At 57.8% G+C, this 14,968-nt stretch carries 16 protein-coding genes; 6 read left to right on the top strand and 10 right to left on the bottom strand.

Going from position 1 to position 14,968, the window contains the following annotated elements; all coding sequences use genetic code 11:
• Window positions 1-6 precede the first annotated feature (6 nt).
• From FHT73_RS26020 to groES, 3 genes are all read right to left on the bottom strand, one after another.
• On the bottom strand, window positions 7-429 hold the full coding sequence (locus tag FHT73_RS26020) for a hypothetical protein (protein WP_183715821.1): 423 nt from the start codon (window positions 427-429) through the stop codon (window positions 7-9).
• A gap of 95 nt (window positions 430-524) precedes the next feature.
• Window positions 525-2,153: a chaperonin GroEL gene (gene groL / locus FHT73_RS26015; RefSeq protein ID WP_183715819.1), complete on the bottom strand. Its 1,629-nt coding sequence runs from the start codon at window positions 2,151-2,153 to the stop codon at window positions 525-527.
• Window positions 2,154-2,207: 54 nt separating this feature from the next.
• Complete coding sequence (gene groES / locus FHT73_RS26010) at window positions 2,208-2,522, bottom strand: co-chaperone GroES (protein WP_183715817.1); 315 nt, start codon at window positions 2,520-2,522, stop codon at window positions 2,208-2,210.
• Window positions 2,523-2,799: 277 nt separating this feature from the next.
• On the opposite strand from groES, the gene FHT73_RS26005 reads away from it, so the two are divergent.
• A complete protein-coding gene (locus FHT73_RS26005; protein ID WP_183715816.1) occupies window positions 2,800-3,072 on the top strand; it encodes an usg protein in 273 nt (90 codons plus the stop codon).
• A gap of 46 nt (window positions 3,073-3,118) precedes the next feature.
• On the opposite strand, the gene FHT73_RS26000 is transcribed toward FHT73_RS26005, so the two are convergent.
• Window positions 3,119-3,879 (bottom strand): IS5 family transposase gene (locus FHT73_RS26000; protein WP_183715814.1). Its coding sequence is split into 2 segments (ribosomal slippage): window positions 3,119-3,555 and window positions 3,555-3,879, totalling 762 coding nucleotides; the frame shifts between segments, so codons are not numbered across the junction.
• A 498-nt stretch (window positions 3,880-4,377) separates the two neighbouring features.
• Between FHT73_RS26000 and FHT73_RS25995 the strand changes: the two genes are divergently transcribed.
• The 4 genes from FHT73_RS25995 (at window position 4,378) to FHT73_RS25980 (ending at window position 6,650) form a co-directional block, all read left to right on the top strand.
• A complete protein-coding gene (locus FHT73_RS25995) occupies window positions 4,378-4,710 on the top strand; it encodes a hypothetical protein (RefSeq protein WP_183715812.1) in 333 nt (110 codons plus the stop codon).
• Window positions 4,711-5,003: 293 nt separating this feature from the next.
• On the top strand, window positions 5,004-5,369 hold the full coding sequence (locus FHT73_RS25990) for a hypothetical protein (RefSeq protein WP_183715810.1): 366 nt from the start codon (window positions 5,004-5,006) through the stop codon (window positions 5,367-5,369).
• A gap of 107 nt (window positions 5,370-5,476) precedes the next feature.
• The gene (locus FHT73_RS25985) at window positions 5,477-5,803 is read left to right on the top strand and encodes a colicin immunity protein (protein ID WP_183715808.1); all 327 of its coding nucleotides are present in this window, start codon (window positions 5,477-5,479) and stop codon (window positions 5,801-5,803) included.
• 154 nt (window positions 5,804-5,957) lie between these two features.
• On the top strand, window positions 5,958-6,650 hold the full coding sequence (locus FHT73_RS25980; RefSeq protein ID WP_183715806.1) for a hypothetical protein: 693 nt from the start codon (window positions 5,958-5,960) through the stop codon (window positions 6,648-6,650).
• A gap of 591 nt (window positions 6,651-7,241) precedes the next feature.
• Here FHT73_RS25980 and FHT73_RS25975 read toward each other — a convergent pair.
• Entirely contained in the window at window positions 7,242-8,060 is an 819-nt protein-coding gene (locus FHT73_RS25975; RefSeq protein WP_183715804.1) for an alpha/beta hydrolase, read from the bottom strand.
• 271 nt (window positions 8,061-8,331) lie between these two features.
• Between FHT73_RS25975 and FHT73_RS25970 the strand changes: the two genes are divergently transcribed.
• The gene (locus FHT73_RS25970) at window positions 8,332-9,213 is read left to right on the top strand and encodes a LysR family transcriptional regulator (protein WP_183715801.1); all 882 of its coding nucleotides are present in this window, start codon (window positions 8,332-8,334) and stop codon (window positions 9,211-9,213) included.
• A gap of 508 nt (window positions 9,214-9,721) precedes the next feature.
• Here the strand turns inward: FHT73_RS25970 and FHT73_RS25965 are convergent.
• Genes FHT73_RS25965 through FHT73_RS25945 form a run of 5 tightly spaced genes read right to left on the bottom strand, consistent with a single transcriptional unit; the run spans window position 9,722 to window position 14,748 of the window.
• On the bottom strand, window positions 9,722-11,107 hold the full coding sequence (locus tag FHT73_RS25965; protein WP_183715799.1) for an ATP-binding cassette domain-containing protein: 1,386 nt from the start codon (window positions 11,105-11,107) through the stop codon (window positions 9,722-9,724).
• On the bottom strand, window positions 11,104-11,850 hold the full coding sequence (locus FHT73_RS25960) for an ABC transporter permease (RefSeq protein WP_210290492.1): 747 nt from the start codon (window positions 11,848-11,850) through the stop codon (window positions 11,104-11,106). Before FHT73_RS25960 ends, FHT73_RS25965 begins: the two co-directional genes overlap by 4 nt.
• A 29-nt stretch (window positions 11,851-11,879) precedes the next feature.
• Entirely contained in the window at window positions 11,880-12,824 is a 945-nt protein-coding gene (locus tag FHT73_RS25955) for an ABC transporter permease (RefSeq protein WP_348648164.1), read from the bottom strand.
• The gene (locus tag FHT73_RS25950) at window positions 12,821-14,323 is read right to left on the bottom strand and encodes an ABC transporter substrate-binding protein (RefSeq protein WP_210290491.1); all 1,503 of its coding nucleotides are present in this window, start codon (window positions 14,321-14,323) and stop codon (window positions 12,821-12,823) included. Before FHT73_RS25950 ends, FHT73_RS25955 begins: the two co-directional genes overlap by 4 nt.
• Window positions 14,324-14,358: 35 nt before the next feature.
• Window positions 14,359-14,748, bottom strand: a complete 390-nt coding sequence (locus FHT73_RS25945) for a hypothetical protein (RefSeq protein WP_183715795.1) — start codon at window positions 14,746-14,748, stop codon at window positions 14,359-14,361.
• Window positions 14,749-14,968 lie beyond the last annotated feature (220 nt).

Genomic DNA, 14,968 nt, shown 5'->3' with positions numbered 1-14,968 from the left:
AAATGGCTAGATCTCGAACGGCTGTCGGCGGCGATCTCCTTTCCGGAAGCTGCAGAGCCCGAGGCCGCCGAACCGGCGCGATCTTGGCCTGCGGCGGGGCGTCTGGCTGATGTCGAAGGAACTGGATGAGTCTCGCTCTTCGGATTGACGGTCGTCTTTGTCCAAGGTCTTCAGCGCTTCGATGATCTCATCGTAGGAGACCGCTCTGTCCGCACCAGGGTAAAGCCGAAGAGCCGGAATGGACTCGATGGCAAAGATATCGGATGCCCAGGAGGCAAGAATGGCCCGCTTTTCCTCGTCACCGATGTCAGCGGCGGCAAGCACGTCACGCGGGTGGTCGAAGTGTTTGGCCGGATGAAGCAGATGCGCGGCGCTGAGCGCGGCTGTGGCATTCTCCGGTATCGAATTGCTGATGCTTTCCTTTCTCATGGCCTGGCTCCATTGATCTTGACCGATGGAACTTATTCGATGGTTTGACGAGTCCCGTCTCTCAAAGGTGAGACGGGACTCCGGCGGCGATCGCCTTAGAAATCCATGCCGGCACCGGCGGGCAGGGCCGGAGCGGCCTCTTTCTTGGGCTTCTCGGCAATCATGGCTTCCGTCGTGACGAGAAGGCCGGCCACTGATGCGGCATCCTGCAATGCAGTGCGCACGACCTTGGCGGGATCGATCACGCCCTGGGCATAGAGATCACCATATTCTCCGGTCTGGGCGTTCCAGCCATAGGAGAATTCGGCCTTCTCGCGCAGCTTGCCGACGACGACCGAACCTTCGGCGCCAGCGTTCTCGGCGATCTGGCGGACCGGAGCCTCGATCGCCCGGCGGACGATCTCGACGCCGACCTTCTGGTCCTGGTTGGCGGTAGAGAGATTGTCGAGAGCCTTCACCGCGCGCAGCAGCGCCACACCGCCACCGGGAAGGATGCCTTCCTCGACTGCGGCGCGTGTCGCATGCAGTGCATCGTCGACCCGGTCCTTCTTCTCCTTGACTTCCACTTCCGTCGAGCCGCCGACGCGGATTACGGCGACGCCGCCGGCGAGCTTGGCGAGACGTTCCTGCAGCTTTTCGCGGTCGTAGTCCGAGGTGGTTTCCTCAATCTGCGCACGGATCTGCGTGACGCGACCGTCAATTTCTGCCTTGGAGCCGACGCCGTCGATGATGGTCGTGTTTTCCTTTTCGATCGCCACCTTCTTGGCGCGGCCGAGCATGTTGAGTGTGACGTTTTCGAGCTTGATGCCAAGGTCTTCGGAGACGACAGTACCGCCCGTGAGGATGGCGATGTCTTCCAGCATGGCCTTGCGGCGGTCGCCGAAGCCCGGGGCCTTGACAGCAGCGATCTTGAGACCACCGCGCAGCTTGTTGACGACGAGCGTTGCAAGAGCTTCGCCTTCGACGTCTTCAGCGATGATCAAGAGCGGCTTGCCGGACTGCACGACGGCTTCGAGAACCGGCAGCATAGCCTGGAGGTTCGACAGCTTCTTCTCATGGATCAGGATGTAGGGGTCCTCGAGTTCCACCCGCATCTTGTCCTGGTTGGTGACGAAGTAGGGCGACAGGTAGCCGCGGTCGAACTGCATGCCCTCGACCACTTCAAGCTCGGTCTCGGCGGTCTTTGCTTCTTCGACGGTGATGACGCCTTCGTTGCCAACCTTTTCCATCGCTTCTGCGAGATAGCGGCCGATCTCTGAGTCGCCATTGGCGGAGATGGTGCCGACCTGGGCGATCTCGGAGTTGCTGGTGATCTTGCGCGCGTTGTTCTTCAGTTCCTTGACGACGGCATCGACGGCAAGATCGATACCGCGTTTCAGGTCCATCGGGTTCATGCCGGAGGCCACCGCCTTGGCGCCTTCCTTGACGATCGCCTGGGCGAGAACGGTCGCGGTCGTCGTGCCGTCGCCGGCAAGATCATTGGTCTTGGAAGCGACCTCGCGCAGCATCTGGGCGCCCATGTTCTCGAACTTGTCTTCAAGCTCGATTTCCTTGGCGACCGATACGCCGTCCTTGGTGATGCGCGGAGCGCCGAAGGACTTGTCGATCACGACGTTGCGGCCCTTGGGGCCAAGCGTGACCTTCACCGCGTTGGCGAGCACATCGACCCCGCGCAACATGCGCTCACGGGCATCGGTGTGAAACTTGACTTCTTTTGCAGCCATTTCCTTAACTCCTCAATAGGCAGCTATCTGACTGATGGTCGTAGTGTCGATGGCTCAGGCAGCTTTTCGCTGTTCGGCCTGGGCTTCGATGATGCCCATGACATCGCTTTCCTTCATGATCAGCAGGTCTTCGCCGTTGATCTTGATCTCGGTGCCGGACCATTTGCCGAACAGGATGCGGTCACCGGCCTTGACGTCGAGCGCCTGGATCTGGCCGGCCTCGTTGCGGGCGCCCGGGCCGACGGCGATGACCTCGCCCTCCTGCGGCTTTTCCTTGGCGGTATCGGGGATGATGATGCCGCCTTTGGTCTTTTCTTCGGATTCGACCCGGCGGACGAGAATGCGGTCGTGAAGTGGTCGGAACGACATGTTTTCCTCCGTTGAGCAAAAATGATGACGTCGAAAACCCTAGCCGGACCGGATGACCAGCCCGGGCGGGTGCGAACCTCAATCGAGCGTTCGCGCGAAAAAATTTATTTTCGGCTTTTTTCGATTTCAAGGGGGCGAGAGGAAAAATTAGCACTCGACGTTTGCGGCTGCTAACATACTGGAAAGGAACAAGAAACAGCATCGAAGCGTTCAGAAAGCTGTTGATGGTTGCAAGATTTTGCGCCACCTTCACAATGTCATGAAACGGAGATGAAGCATGCAATTCTCATCGAATCTGGAACGGCAGCTCAACGGCTACGGCCTCACCACCGCACACATCCTTTACCGCATTCCCGATTTCGAATCCGTGCTGCAGACCTATGTCTGGCAGGACTACGATCTGGCGCCCGATTTTCCGGAGATGCACAAGTTCCTGGATTTCTGGAAGGCTACGCTCGAAGGGCCTCTACACTCCGTCCGCTACAGTCACCACCGGCTGATCGGTCCAAACGAATGGCGCCGTGTCGACGGCGAGTTCAAGCTGCACTGAGATCTTGATTTTGATTTTTCGTCTTCCTAGGCTCAGGACTCATTGCTCATAGCCAGAAGATGACGGTTGCGGCGAGAGCGATAGCGGAGAAGAAGGCCATCGAGCATCTGTCATAGCGCGTAGCGACACGACGCCAGTCTTTGAGACGCCCGAACATGATCTCGATCCGGTTGCGCCGTTTGTAGCGGCGTTTGTCGTATTTGATGGTCTTGTTGCGGGATTTCCGACCCGGAATGCAGGGCGTTATCCCCTTTGCTTGTAAAGCGTCACGATACCAGTCGGCATCATAGCCACGGTCGGCCAACAGCCATTTGGCCTTGGGAAGCTCATCAAGCAAGGCGGCAGCACCGGTGTAATCGCTGACCTGACCGGCCGTTATGAAGAAACTGATCGGGCGACCACTCGCATCCGTTACGGCATGAAGCTTGGTGTTCATGCCGCCTTTCGTGCGCCCAATTAGGCGGCCCGCGCCCCCTTTTTTACCCGCAGGCTGGAAGCCGTGCGGTGGGCCTTGAGATAGGTCGCATCGATCATAATGGTCTTGCGCTCTGCAGCTTCAGGCACAGCCAGGCCTTCCATTATCTGAATAAAGATGCCCTTGTCGCCCCAGCGTTTCCACCGGTTATAAAGCGTCTTGGAGGGACCGTATTCCTTCGGCGCATCGCACCACCGCAGACCGTTGCGGTTTACGAAGATGATGCCGCTCAGAACGCGTCGATCATCAACGCGCTGGCGACCATGGCTCTTGGGAAAATAAGGCTGAAGACGGGCCATCTGCTCGTCCGTCAGCCAAAACAAATTACTCATTAGTCGGGCTCCTATACGCCCGTCTGAATCACAGCCGTCAGTTCAAATCGATGGGTCCTGACCCTAGAAGTATTATCGGGGAGACTACGGGAGCTTCCAACAACGTCGCTGGCCTGCCCACGGGATATGTTCGTGTCATCGATGAAGCAGGCAATGTTGTCATCGTTGGGCCGAACGGCGAAACATATCGTAATGTTGCAGCTGCTCAGCGGGCGGCGGTTGGTGTTAATACCTCGGGTGGGCGACCAATAGAGTTCGATGGACAATTCTACAGTGCTGACGGGATTAAGTTTAGCAAATCATATTATGAGTATCTCTATAAAAACGGGAGACCGGCCCCTTTCTTGCAGGCGAGAGCAGTCTTGGATAGCAATCCCAAAATTATGCCCGATCCACAAGGCGCTGTCGGATATTTCCGCTATGAAGGGGCAGGATTAGAAATGATATATAATCCGGCGACGGGGCAGGTTGGCCATATCCAACCTATAAGGTAAGGCTATGGACATCTCATTATTGAAGCAAATCCTGGATGAGCGGCTAGCCAATTATTCAGAAGCAAAGACTCAACTCAGGCAGTCTTTCTCGGCTTGCGAGGACGCGTGTGATCGGCTGCTGGATGAAATAGAATTGGGAACACGAGAGGATTCTGATCAAAAGTTTGAGGAGCTGCTGGATCTTCAAGGGCGATTATCAAGGGCATTATTTATGTATGAGCTGGATATAGGGCCGAAGCTCACAAAAATTGTGAGAAATTTTGAGCGCCTTCACGATTCTCAAAGTCGGGACTTTTGGTTTAAGAAAATAAAGGAAGGGAAACGTGATATTAGCTAACGGTCGATATGGCGATTATCCAGAAACGATTTGCGTAATTCAGGGCCGCTAACGCAGTTTCGTTGTTTTTTCTAGGATTGGAGCGGCAGCTAAAATGGATGAAATAACGCTTTGAGACGCTTGTTGACGATCAATACAATTTAGATAAAGCAAAGGGGCGCGCTATTTCGCTTCCGGTGCCAGACGGTCTAGCGGTCAGAGTTAACAATCCTGACGGTTCATATAGCCTGCCAAGACCATTCGTCTGGTGCCAGGTGGTAAAGGCGTCAAAACAGCTTATCCGAAGCCCTAACATGTGGCATGTTACCCAAAGCGCGAAAACATATCTTAATCGGACCTTGAAGCTGCCTGCTTCAGGCTTTGAACAGGATTGGGAAATTGAACTATCGGATTCTAGTAGGATCGCGGAATTCATAGGCTTATTTAGCCAAACAGACTTGCCGCGCGAGTATTCCGAAGCACTCGCGGCTTTAATTTTGGCTTCATTTGAAGATGCCTCGTGGGAGATGAGTTTCAGCGAAGAGCTTTGGGAGAAATTTGCGACCATTGTTAGCTTGAACCCCAAACGATTCCAAGATGTACTGTTGTTATGGACTGCACGCAACGAAGGGGATGGCTTTGCTATATCTGGGCGCGTGAACCAGTTGTTAATAAAATGAGCCATTCACCATTCTTGGTCTTCGCGTCCGCTCACGAGTACCTATCTTGCGGTCTCGATAATGATTTTGACTGGTTTCCAGACAGTCGAATCTAGCGAAATAAGGCGATGAAAATCGATCCACTACGACGATACGAATCTGCCGATGATTTCTTTAATCTCGATGGAAGCGTCACGATGAAGGTTTCTGCAGACGCGGCTATCGCAATTTGTGAACGTGCGGTTGACCATGGATTGTTTGTTTCTCGAATTGAAGGCGGATTTTGGCATTCACCAGGATTTGAAGCGCGGTTGGATAGCATTTGGGACGGGGCCAATATTCCGGTTGATCGAAAGGTGGCCACTAAAAACAATCATGCGGCGAAGGAGTTTGTGCGTTCAGAAAGATCCAAGCACGACGTTTTCATAATTACATCAGAGCGCATAACAACATGAACTATGCTAACGTGTTTGTTCCAATTCGGAAGCGGAGCCTGAAACCGTTTATGGGCATTTTGCTCGATGTGTCAGCAATGTCGCATGGAGCAGATTGCCTGAGCATCAGGATATTCAAAAGCCAATTTCACAACAGGTCGTCTAAAATTTTAACATGCATGTAAAACTCTCTGCCACGATCGGAATTGGCTTGATTGCAGGCCTTTTAACAGGATGTGCCGGAAGGCAAGATCCGGCCAAAGCGGCCGCTGAACATAGCGCGGCTGTCGCGCAGATTGCATCGAAAAGAAGCCAGAAAGGTGCCTTGCTGCTCGTCCGGATCGTGGATGGGAACCTGATGGGTGATCAATATTGCTCAGGGCATATTCGCCTGCGCCGGATGGACAACGGCAAGCCTGATAAAAATACGCCGTTTGAAGACATCTATTCCGCCGAGCGGTGGCTGCTGCCCAATGAAAAGAAGCCGAAGGATATGCAGGCGACTTTCCTTTATCGCGTGGCGAACGCCAGCTCCTATGCCCAGTCTTTCAGGCCTATCGCACCCGGCCGCTATGCCATCACCTATGCGGATTGCCAGTACGGCATCAGCCAGTTTAGCAACGGCGTAAAGATCGAGGCCGGTGGTGACCATAATTTTCTGTTCAGTTACGTTAGCCCGCTGGGCGGCGCCAGCACGATTACAATTGGTGCCGGGCAAATTGTCGATGCCGGCTACATTCGGCTATTGGGACGACGCAGCAATCCGATTGTTGTAGCATCTGGAGCCTCGGGGGCAGAGCGAGATGTGATGAAGGAAGTTCTTCCTGAGGTGTACACTTCGATCACCTTTACTCAATTTACGCCTTAACGGGACGTTGCGCGGCCGCGCTTGATTATGCCTTTCGTGCTGCCTCGCAAAGGACCGATCGGAGTTCAACGCTCCACAAGTTCCAGCCACCATTACACCTCTGTCGTCCCGATCAGGCCAACCCCGGAGTGAATGCCCTCGCTCGATTGCAGCCACTTCACCCGCAACATCCAAACGGGACAGTCACCGCCGGCGCAAATTGGGCATTCCCCCAGGCTCAATGCCATATATGCTATTGAAAAGTCATGGCGGCGGCTCGTTACAATAACAACAGGGTCGCCGGTTCAGATCCCTTCACATCAACGGATCCGATCTTGTTGGCTGTGGGATCGTGGTCTTTAAATGTGACATGGCAGCCAAGCTTGGGACGACTGTTTTTGCGCACATGTCAGCCGTTCAGACACGGTGGTCAGTGTCCCAAAGCTGAGCACTATAAAACTCGTAGACGACGGCAACGCCGGCCTGAGGTTACCTAAAGGTCGGAAGCACAGTTCTGAATGGCTCCACGTGCCAGCGCCAACAGCTGTCACCCGGCAGTGCCGGGTGACAGATCCTCTGTCGTGGATGACGGTCGCGGTCCGGTCGATGTCGTCAAGACCTGATGAACGAGAGCAGGTCGGGGTTGAGGACATCCGCATGCGTGGTCAGCATGCCATGGGGATAGCCGGGGTAGGTTTTAAGCGACCCGTTCTTGAGCAGATCGACCGCACGCGGAACTGAACTTGCGAAAGGGACGACCTGATCGGCCTCGCCATGCATCACCAGCACCGGCACGGTGATCTTCTTGAGGTCTTCAGTATAATCTTCGAGCCAGGAGTCGATAGTTGCGTAGTGTGCCAAGACGCCGCCGGTCATGCCCTGACGCCACCAGTTCGCAATCACTGCCTCCGAAGGTTTGGCCCCATCCAGATTGTAGCCATAGAACGGATTCTCAGGGACGAAACGGAAGAACTCAGCTCGGTTGCCCAGCACGCCTGCACGGATCGCCTCGAACCATTCTGGCGGCTGACCGGCGGGATTGTCCTCGCTCCGGTACATGTTCGGCGTCAGTGAGGCGACCAGCACCGCCTTGGCGACGCGCTCCGGATGGCGAGCGACATAGCGAGCCACCTCCCCACCACCCGTCGAGTGACCGATATGGATCGCGTCGCGCAGGTCGAGGTGTTCCGTCAGGGCTGCGAGGTCGGATACCCAATGATCCATGTCGTTGCCGGTGCTGGGTTGGTCGGATCGACCGTGGCCGCGCCGGTCGTGGGCGATCACCCGATAGCCGTGATGTAGGAAGAACATCATCTGGGCATCCCAGTCGTCCGCGGTCAGCGGCCAGCCGTGGCTGAAAACGATCGGCTGACCTGAGCCCCAGTCCTTGTAGAAGATCTTTACGCCGTCTTTAGTCGTGATCGTGGACATCGAATTTGCTCCGTTTGCTGCTATCTGCAAAGCCATTGAAAGAAGACGCACGTGGTTGCTCTGGCTTCAGAAGGCAGCCGGCCCGTGCCGACGGGTGTCACCCTGCTGAAGCTCGAGCCGTCAGCACAGATGCCGCGGCAGAACACGATGATAGGTCTAATTTTCGGTATCTGCTCTTCCTGTTGAGACAGGTAGGGAATAACTGTTAAGGCGAGCGGCAACAAAGACTTTGTCTGGCCAAGCTATGCCTGAGCGGTATAGTACGTGCTTCATGGATCTTCGTCACCTTCGCTATTTCGTCGCGGTGGCCGAGCGCGGGAGCGTACTGGCGGCTGCGCAGCAGCTCAACACCTCACAGCCGTCGCTGAGCCGTCAGATCCGTGACCTAGAGGCCGAGATCGGCGTGAAATTGCTGGAGCGGCAAGCGCGCGGTGTATCGCTCACGGAAGCTGGGAAAGTCTTTCTGGATCACGCGAGGCTGGCGCTTGCGCAGGTCGAAGCCGCGGTTGAGGGCGCCCGGAGAGCCGGGATGCCGGAGAGGCCCGTGTTCGCTATCGGGTTTCTCGCCGGACATGAGGCTTGGCTTCCAAGCGTGATGCGCATTCTCCGGGAAGATGCCCCAGGCGTTGAATTCAAACTTTCAAGCCAGTCGTCTCCTGAACTTGCTCTCGCGCTAATGCGAGGAGATCTCGATGCGGCACTTCTTCGGCGAGAGAAAAACGCCGCCAATCTATGCTTCATAAGCCTGTTTGAGGAACCACTGGTCGCGATGCTACCCGCTGATCACCGTTTGGCGGAACGCGAGACGATATCGCCCCAAGAACTTGCTGAAGAAATCTATATTGGTTCCGCGACCGCTTCTCCAGCAGTGGATGCGGTTGTCAGGCAATACGCTGCAAGGGTCGGCATCAATCTGAAGCCTAAGTTTGATGCCGGAAGCCTTTCAGCGACGATTTCTGTGGTTGTGTCATGCGGAGGAGTTACACTGATCCCAGCATATGCCAAGGATCTTTTGACCCCGAATGTCGTCGCGCGCCCTCTGGCGGGCATACCCCCGACAATCGAACTCACCTTGGGTTACAACCCGACTAACAGCTCTCGCCCGCTTCAGAATCTGTTGTCTCAGAAAGGGCAAATCTTGAGAGCGAGGTGATCGCTTTATCGAGCAGCAAGCAAGCCAACGCCTGCAACAACGATTCAAGCACAACCGTCGGGCACGCCCCCGACTGCAGCCATCAATCACCGGCTTGAGGTTGTGCAGGTGTGGTGCATTGATAGTAACCGAGGAGGCTCATTCTACTAACGACAGAGAACATTGCCATAAAAATTCAACGCGCTGAGCAAATCGCAGATATGAGGCCGAGGGTTCAAATCTATTCAAGGCGAATGCTATCGCGCTTTTTGTTGAAACGCAGCGCCGCTTTCTGCGACGCTACCAGGTCGGTGGTGATTTCGTTGGCAACGCTGCGGAGCCATCGCGCTTATTTCGACACGTTCCTAAGCATACTGCTAGATGAAACTAGATTCGCTTTCCAAGGACGTTGACGTGTGGAAAGCTAAACTAACTCAAAAAGACGGGAAATTTGGAAGAACTTTGTTGGGAAGCTGAAGTTGCCTCCGAATGCGGCTGCTCATTTTCCATGAAAGGCTCGTCAAGGCACTCAGGTCACTTGCAGGCGGATGACCGCATCGGAGATAGCGGAAAGCAATGCCTCGTCATGGCTTACGACCATGATGGCCAGCCCACGCTCTGTCGCGATATCGACCATCAGCCGTATGGTCTGCGCCTGTGTGACCGGGTCCAGCCGCGAGGTCGGTTCATCCGCAAACAGGAAGACAGGGTCAAGTAGCAGCGCGCGCAACAGAGCGATGCGTTGGAGTTCTCCGCCGGAAACAGAGTTCGGAAAGCGCCCGAGAAGGTCGGGCGACAGCTTCAATCTGTCCAGCAGCGGCGGAATGCGCGCTCTGTCGATCTTGTGAAGGCGGATCAGGTCATCGAGGCCTTGCCCCAATGTGATTCGGGCTGGAAAGGCGGCTGGCGGGTCCTGCCAGAGCTTCTGATAAGCCAGCTTCGGCGCCGCCGGATCGCGCCATAGCGAGCCGGTATGCGGCAGCAGGCCGAGCAAGGCGTTGCCAAGGCTCGATTTGCCGCAACCGGACGGGCCGAAGACGCCCAGGATCTGGCCGGCAGACAAGTCGAAACTGACGGGAGCGAACAGGCGTCGCCCGTTTCGCGAAACCTGCAACTGCTGCGCCCGGATCAGCGGCGAGGACTCCGTAGGCGCAAGGCGTCGAGGCCATTTCGTCGGATCGGATGCGACAAGCGCCTGGGTATAGGGATGTTCGGGCTGTGAAAGGATGCGCTCGGCCGGGCCGCGCTCCACGACATCGCCGCCCTGCATCACCAGAATCTCGCCGCCCAATCCGGCGGCCAGTTGGAGATCGTGGGTGATGGTCAGTAGACCGCCACCGTCCGCGATGCCGCGCCGAAGCAGCGCCAGCACGTCGTCGCGGCGTCCGGCATCCAGACCCTTGGTCGGCTCGTCGGCCACGGTGATCGCGCCGCCTCCGGCGCGCGCAGCGGCGAAGGCCAGCCGCTGCGCCATGCCGCCCGAAAGCTCCCATGGGAATTTCCGTTCCGCGCCCGCCAGTCCAAGGTCGGCGAGATCCGCCCCCGCCCGGTCGCCGGGTTGGGGATCGGACTGGAGGAGCTCATAGACTTCCGCCACCTGCTTGCGTGCGGGCATCAGCGGGTCGAGCGCCAGCCACGGCTCCTGTGGCAGCACGGCAATGTGGCGACCCCACAATGCGCGATTGGCCTGCGGCCTTGCAGGATCGAACGGTCGATCATTCACGCTGAGCCTGCCGGCCGCTTCCAGCCCCTCGGGAAGGATACCGAGAATGGCTTGGGCCAGCAGGCTCTTGCCGGAGCCGCTTTCCCCAAGCACGGTGAGCGCTTTGCCTGCCTCCAGAGTGAGCGAAACAGGATTGACGAGCGCCTGCGTTCCCGCGCGAACCGTGACGTCTTCGGCGATCAACATCGTCATTTCCGCCCTCCGGCGATCAGGTTGAGGGAAAGAAGCAGCATGAAGCATGCGAGCACGGGCTGGATCAGCGCCATCGGCGCTTCGCGCCAGCTCGGCAGAAGCTCGACCATCATCAGCCCGAGTTCGGGCGTGGGCGCGCGCATGCCGACACTGACAAAGCCGAGCGCAGCGATGGCGGCGATGGCGTTTGCCACGCCGAAGGCGGCGGCGGTCCGCAGCATCGGTCCGATCTCCGGCCAAAGGATACGGCGGAAGATCCAGAAAGGTCCGAACCCTTGCAGGGTCGCGGCTTCCACCGCGGGGCTCGCCAGATGGCTGCGCGCGGCGCTACGGGTCAGGCGGAAGAACTCGATCCATTGAACCGCGGCGATGCCGGCCCAGAAGGCGAGCGGTGTCGAGGGAAGGATCACGCCCATCATCAACACCATCAAAAGCGCCGGCAGCGCGAGAAAGGAATCGGCAAGCAGCGACAAGCCGCGATCGATCCAGCCACCGCGCCAGCTCGCCAAAGCGCCGAGCGCGACGCCGATCACGGCGGCCGTCGCCGTCGTAGCAAAGGCGATCAGCAACGACAGTCGCAACGCATGCGCAAGGCGTGAAAACATGGAGCGGCCGAGATGGTCGTAACCGAAGGGGGCCGATCCATCCGCGCCAGCCAGCGCCTTCAAAAGGGACTGCTTGAATGGCCCGACGGTGTCGAAGACGGGAGCGATCACGGCAAAGGCCAGGAGGAGGATGAGCATTGCCCATCCCAGACGTGAGGAACTGATCGTCATGCCGGCGCCCCGCGTGGATCGATGCTCCGCGCGACGAGATCGACGATGGCGTTGGTCGACACGAAAGCCAGACCCATGATCAAAGCGGTCCCTTGAACCATCGGCACGTCCCGGTGAAACACGGCATGGATCAGCGCGTGGCCGATGCCGGGCCAGCCGAAAATCGTCTCGACCACCACAACGCCCTCGGCGAGCAACACGAATTGCAGACCGAGATACGTCACCAGGGGCGCTGCGATGTTGCGAAGTCCGTGACGGAACAGGATCTCCATATCACTCAGGCCTTTGGTCCGAGCGAAAGCATAAAAGGGGCTGGCTGCGACGGCGGCCATGGCGTCCCGGGCAATGCGCGCCGAGGCGGCGGCAAGGCCAAGCGCGAGCGTGGCCGACGGCAGCAGGAAATGATGGGGCTGCCCGTAACCGGCAGAGGGCAGCAGCCGGAACTGAACGGCGACGATCACGATCAGCACGAGACCCAACAGAAATTGCGGGATTGCGCGAAAGGCCGATGCGACAATCAGAAGCGCGCGGTCAAAGCGGCCGCCTGCGTTGAGGCCGGCATAGAGTCCGAGCGGCGGACCGATCATCAGCGACAGCAGCAAGGCTGCGGCCGCCAACTGAAGGCTGGCGCCGAGCTGATGGGCGATCTCGTCCCAGACATTTTGTCCCGAGACCAGCGATTTGCCGAGATCGAACCGGGCGAGATCGCCCATCCAGCGCAGAAACTGCGTGACTGGTCCGGAATCGAGGTTCAACTCATTGCGCACCGCTTGGGCGAGTTCGGCCGAGACGATATCGTAGCCATAGCGGGCGGCTGCGATGCGGTAGGCCATGTCTCCGGGCATGGCCTGCATCATCAGAAACGACATCACGCCGACCACGAGAGCAACGCCCGCCGCCTGTAGAAGGCGGAAGGCAATCACGCGGAAGACTGAGATCACTCGACGAACTCCGCCGATTTCAGCCCCAGACTGCGTTCATAGGGGTCGATGACGATGCCTTTGACCTTCTTGGAAACGGCGGCTCTTTGCTGATACCAGGCGATCGGCAGCACCGGCAATTCGGCATTCAGCGTCGCGGCAAGAGCCGCGCGGTCGGCATCGGTCCCGCCTTCAGCCGCCATCTTCTGCACGGCCGCCGCGAACGCGTCGTTCCGCCAACCCATGGCGCCCCAGTCGCCCGTCGGCGCATAGTCCTGCAACAGCGTGCCGATCGGATCGGGCACCAGAGCAAAATTGCGGGCAAACAGAGCCATCTGCAGCGTGCCGGCGGCATGCTTGGCGGGTATTTCCGAGGAATTGGTGGAATTGATCGTCACGGCAATGCCGACGTCGCGGAACAATTGTTCAAGCACAGCCGCCGTCAGCGGCAGTTCCGGCCGGTCGGGATAGGTGAGAAGTTCGACCTCGAAACGCTGGCCGTCCTTCTCCAGAATACCGTCCGCCCCCGGCTTCCAGCCGGCAGCTGCTAAGGCGGCCTTTGCGGCCTCCGCGTCATAAGCAAGCCCTTCAAGCTTGTCGTCATGCCAGCCAGCCATGGCTGGCGGGAATATCTGCGTCGCCGCGGCTGGATAGCGAAGAACTGCTTGCGCCAGACCTGCGCGGTCGATCGCCAGAGAGAGCGCCTTGCGCTCTTCAACCGTATCGAAGAAGGGCAGTCCGATATTGACCTTCAGGAGCAGCAAGCGCGGAAGGGAAACGGATTCCACCGTAAGGGTGTCCACCGATTTCAGCCGCGAGACCGAAGCCGGATCGAGATTGACGACCACTTCCGCATCGCCGGCTTCGGCCATCAGCGCGCGGGTCTCGGATCGGCTGATGCCGCTATAATGCACGGCTGGAATCTTGGCCGCGCCACCCCAATAGGCCTCAAAACGGACCGCTTCCAGCGTCATCGGCGGCTCGATCTTCGTGGCCTTGAACGCTCCTGTGCCGATCAGCGCCGTGACGGCTCCGTCCGGGGCATAGGCTGCCGGGGCGAGGATGCCGGCTCGGTATTCGGCCAGAAACGCCGGCAGCGCCGCGAAAGGCTTGGAGAGCGTGATGACGACGTCGTCGCCCTCGGCCGCGATCGACGCAACCGGAGCTCGCGTCAGAACGCCTTCCTTCTTGCTGGACCAGTTCAGGGCGAGTGCGGCCGCCTCTGCGGTGAGCGCGCTGCCGTCATGAAACGTCACGCCGGGGCGGACGTGGAAACGCCAGACCAGCTTGTCGTCGCTCACCGTCCAGCCATCCGAAAGGCCGGGCAGCAATTTGCCGGAAGCATCGGCATTCACTAGCGTCTCGACGACATCCATTTTGAGAAAGATGTCGCCCGACAGGACCGGATCCGGCGACTTGATCTCGAAAGGCGCGGCGATGTCCAAGGAGCCCGAATCAGCAAGTGCCACCATGGGAACGAGGGTAGCGAATAGGGCGGCAATCGAAAGATGGCGCAGCAAGAGAGAGCTCCGTAATGTTATATGATAACGTCTCTCTAGCTGTCCCCGGTGACATCTTCAAGATGTCCGATCGAAAATGCTGACATGAAATATTCGGCCACGGCACTTTCAAAATCATAGCCAAACGATGGGGGTTTGCCGCGCCGGTCGAGTTCCGAAGTCGTATCAGGCCAAATCATCGCTCTTCGGCGGGCTGACGGCGCGTCTATGGTCGACACACCAAACGACAGCCTCTGCGCCGTTTGCGGCGTGCACACGCCAATAACTCCCATGTTCGCTTTCCGCGTTAATTGCCGACTTGTGAATAGTCCGCTTGCGGCCCCCTTTTGGACATCGGAGTTGACTAACTGCTTGATTTGCAGCGTATATTTTACGCCGCGAAGTGGATAGCGGATCCCAGGTTCATATCCCTTCAAGGCGGTCATTCTGACTCTCGTCGAGTTGCTCCTTTCAATGCAATCGGTCGTCCAGCAAGAATCGCGCAGGCTATGTTGCCTCGGAGCGAAACCAGTAGAGCTATTCATCCTGCTGAGGCTCGGCATTGGGATGGGGTGGTCAAGAGCTTCACCTTTTGTTTACACGGGGACGAGATAAGGATATTTGTTATCCTTGATAGCATGTGCCGAGGCCTTGGAAGTGAATTCA

Source organism: Rhizobium sp. BK098 (genome assembly GCF_014193155.1).
Taxonomy (GTDB): Bacteria; Pseudomonadota; Alphaproteobacteria; order Rhizobiales; family Rhizobiaceae; genus Rhizobium.
This window is presented reverse-complemented; position numbering and strand designations above follow the sequence as displayed.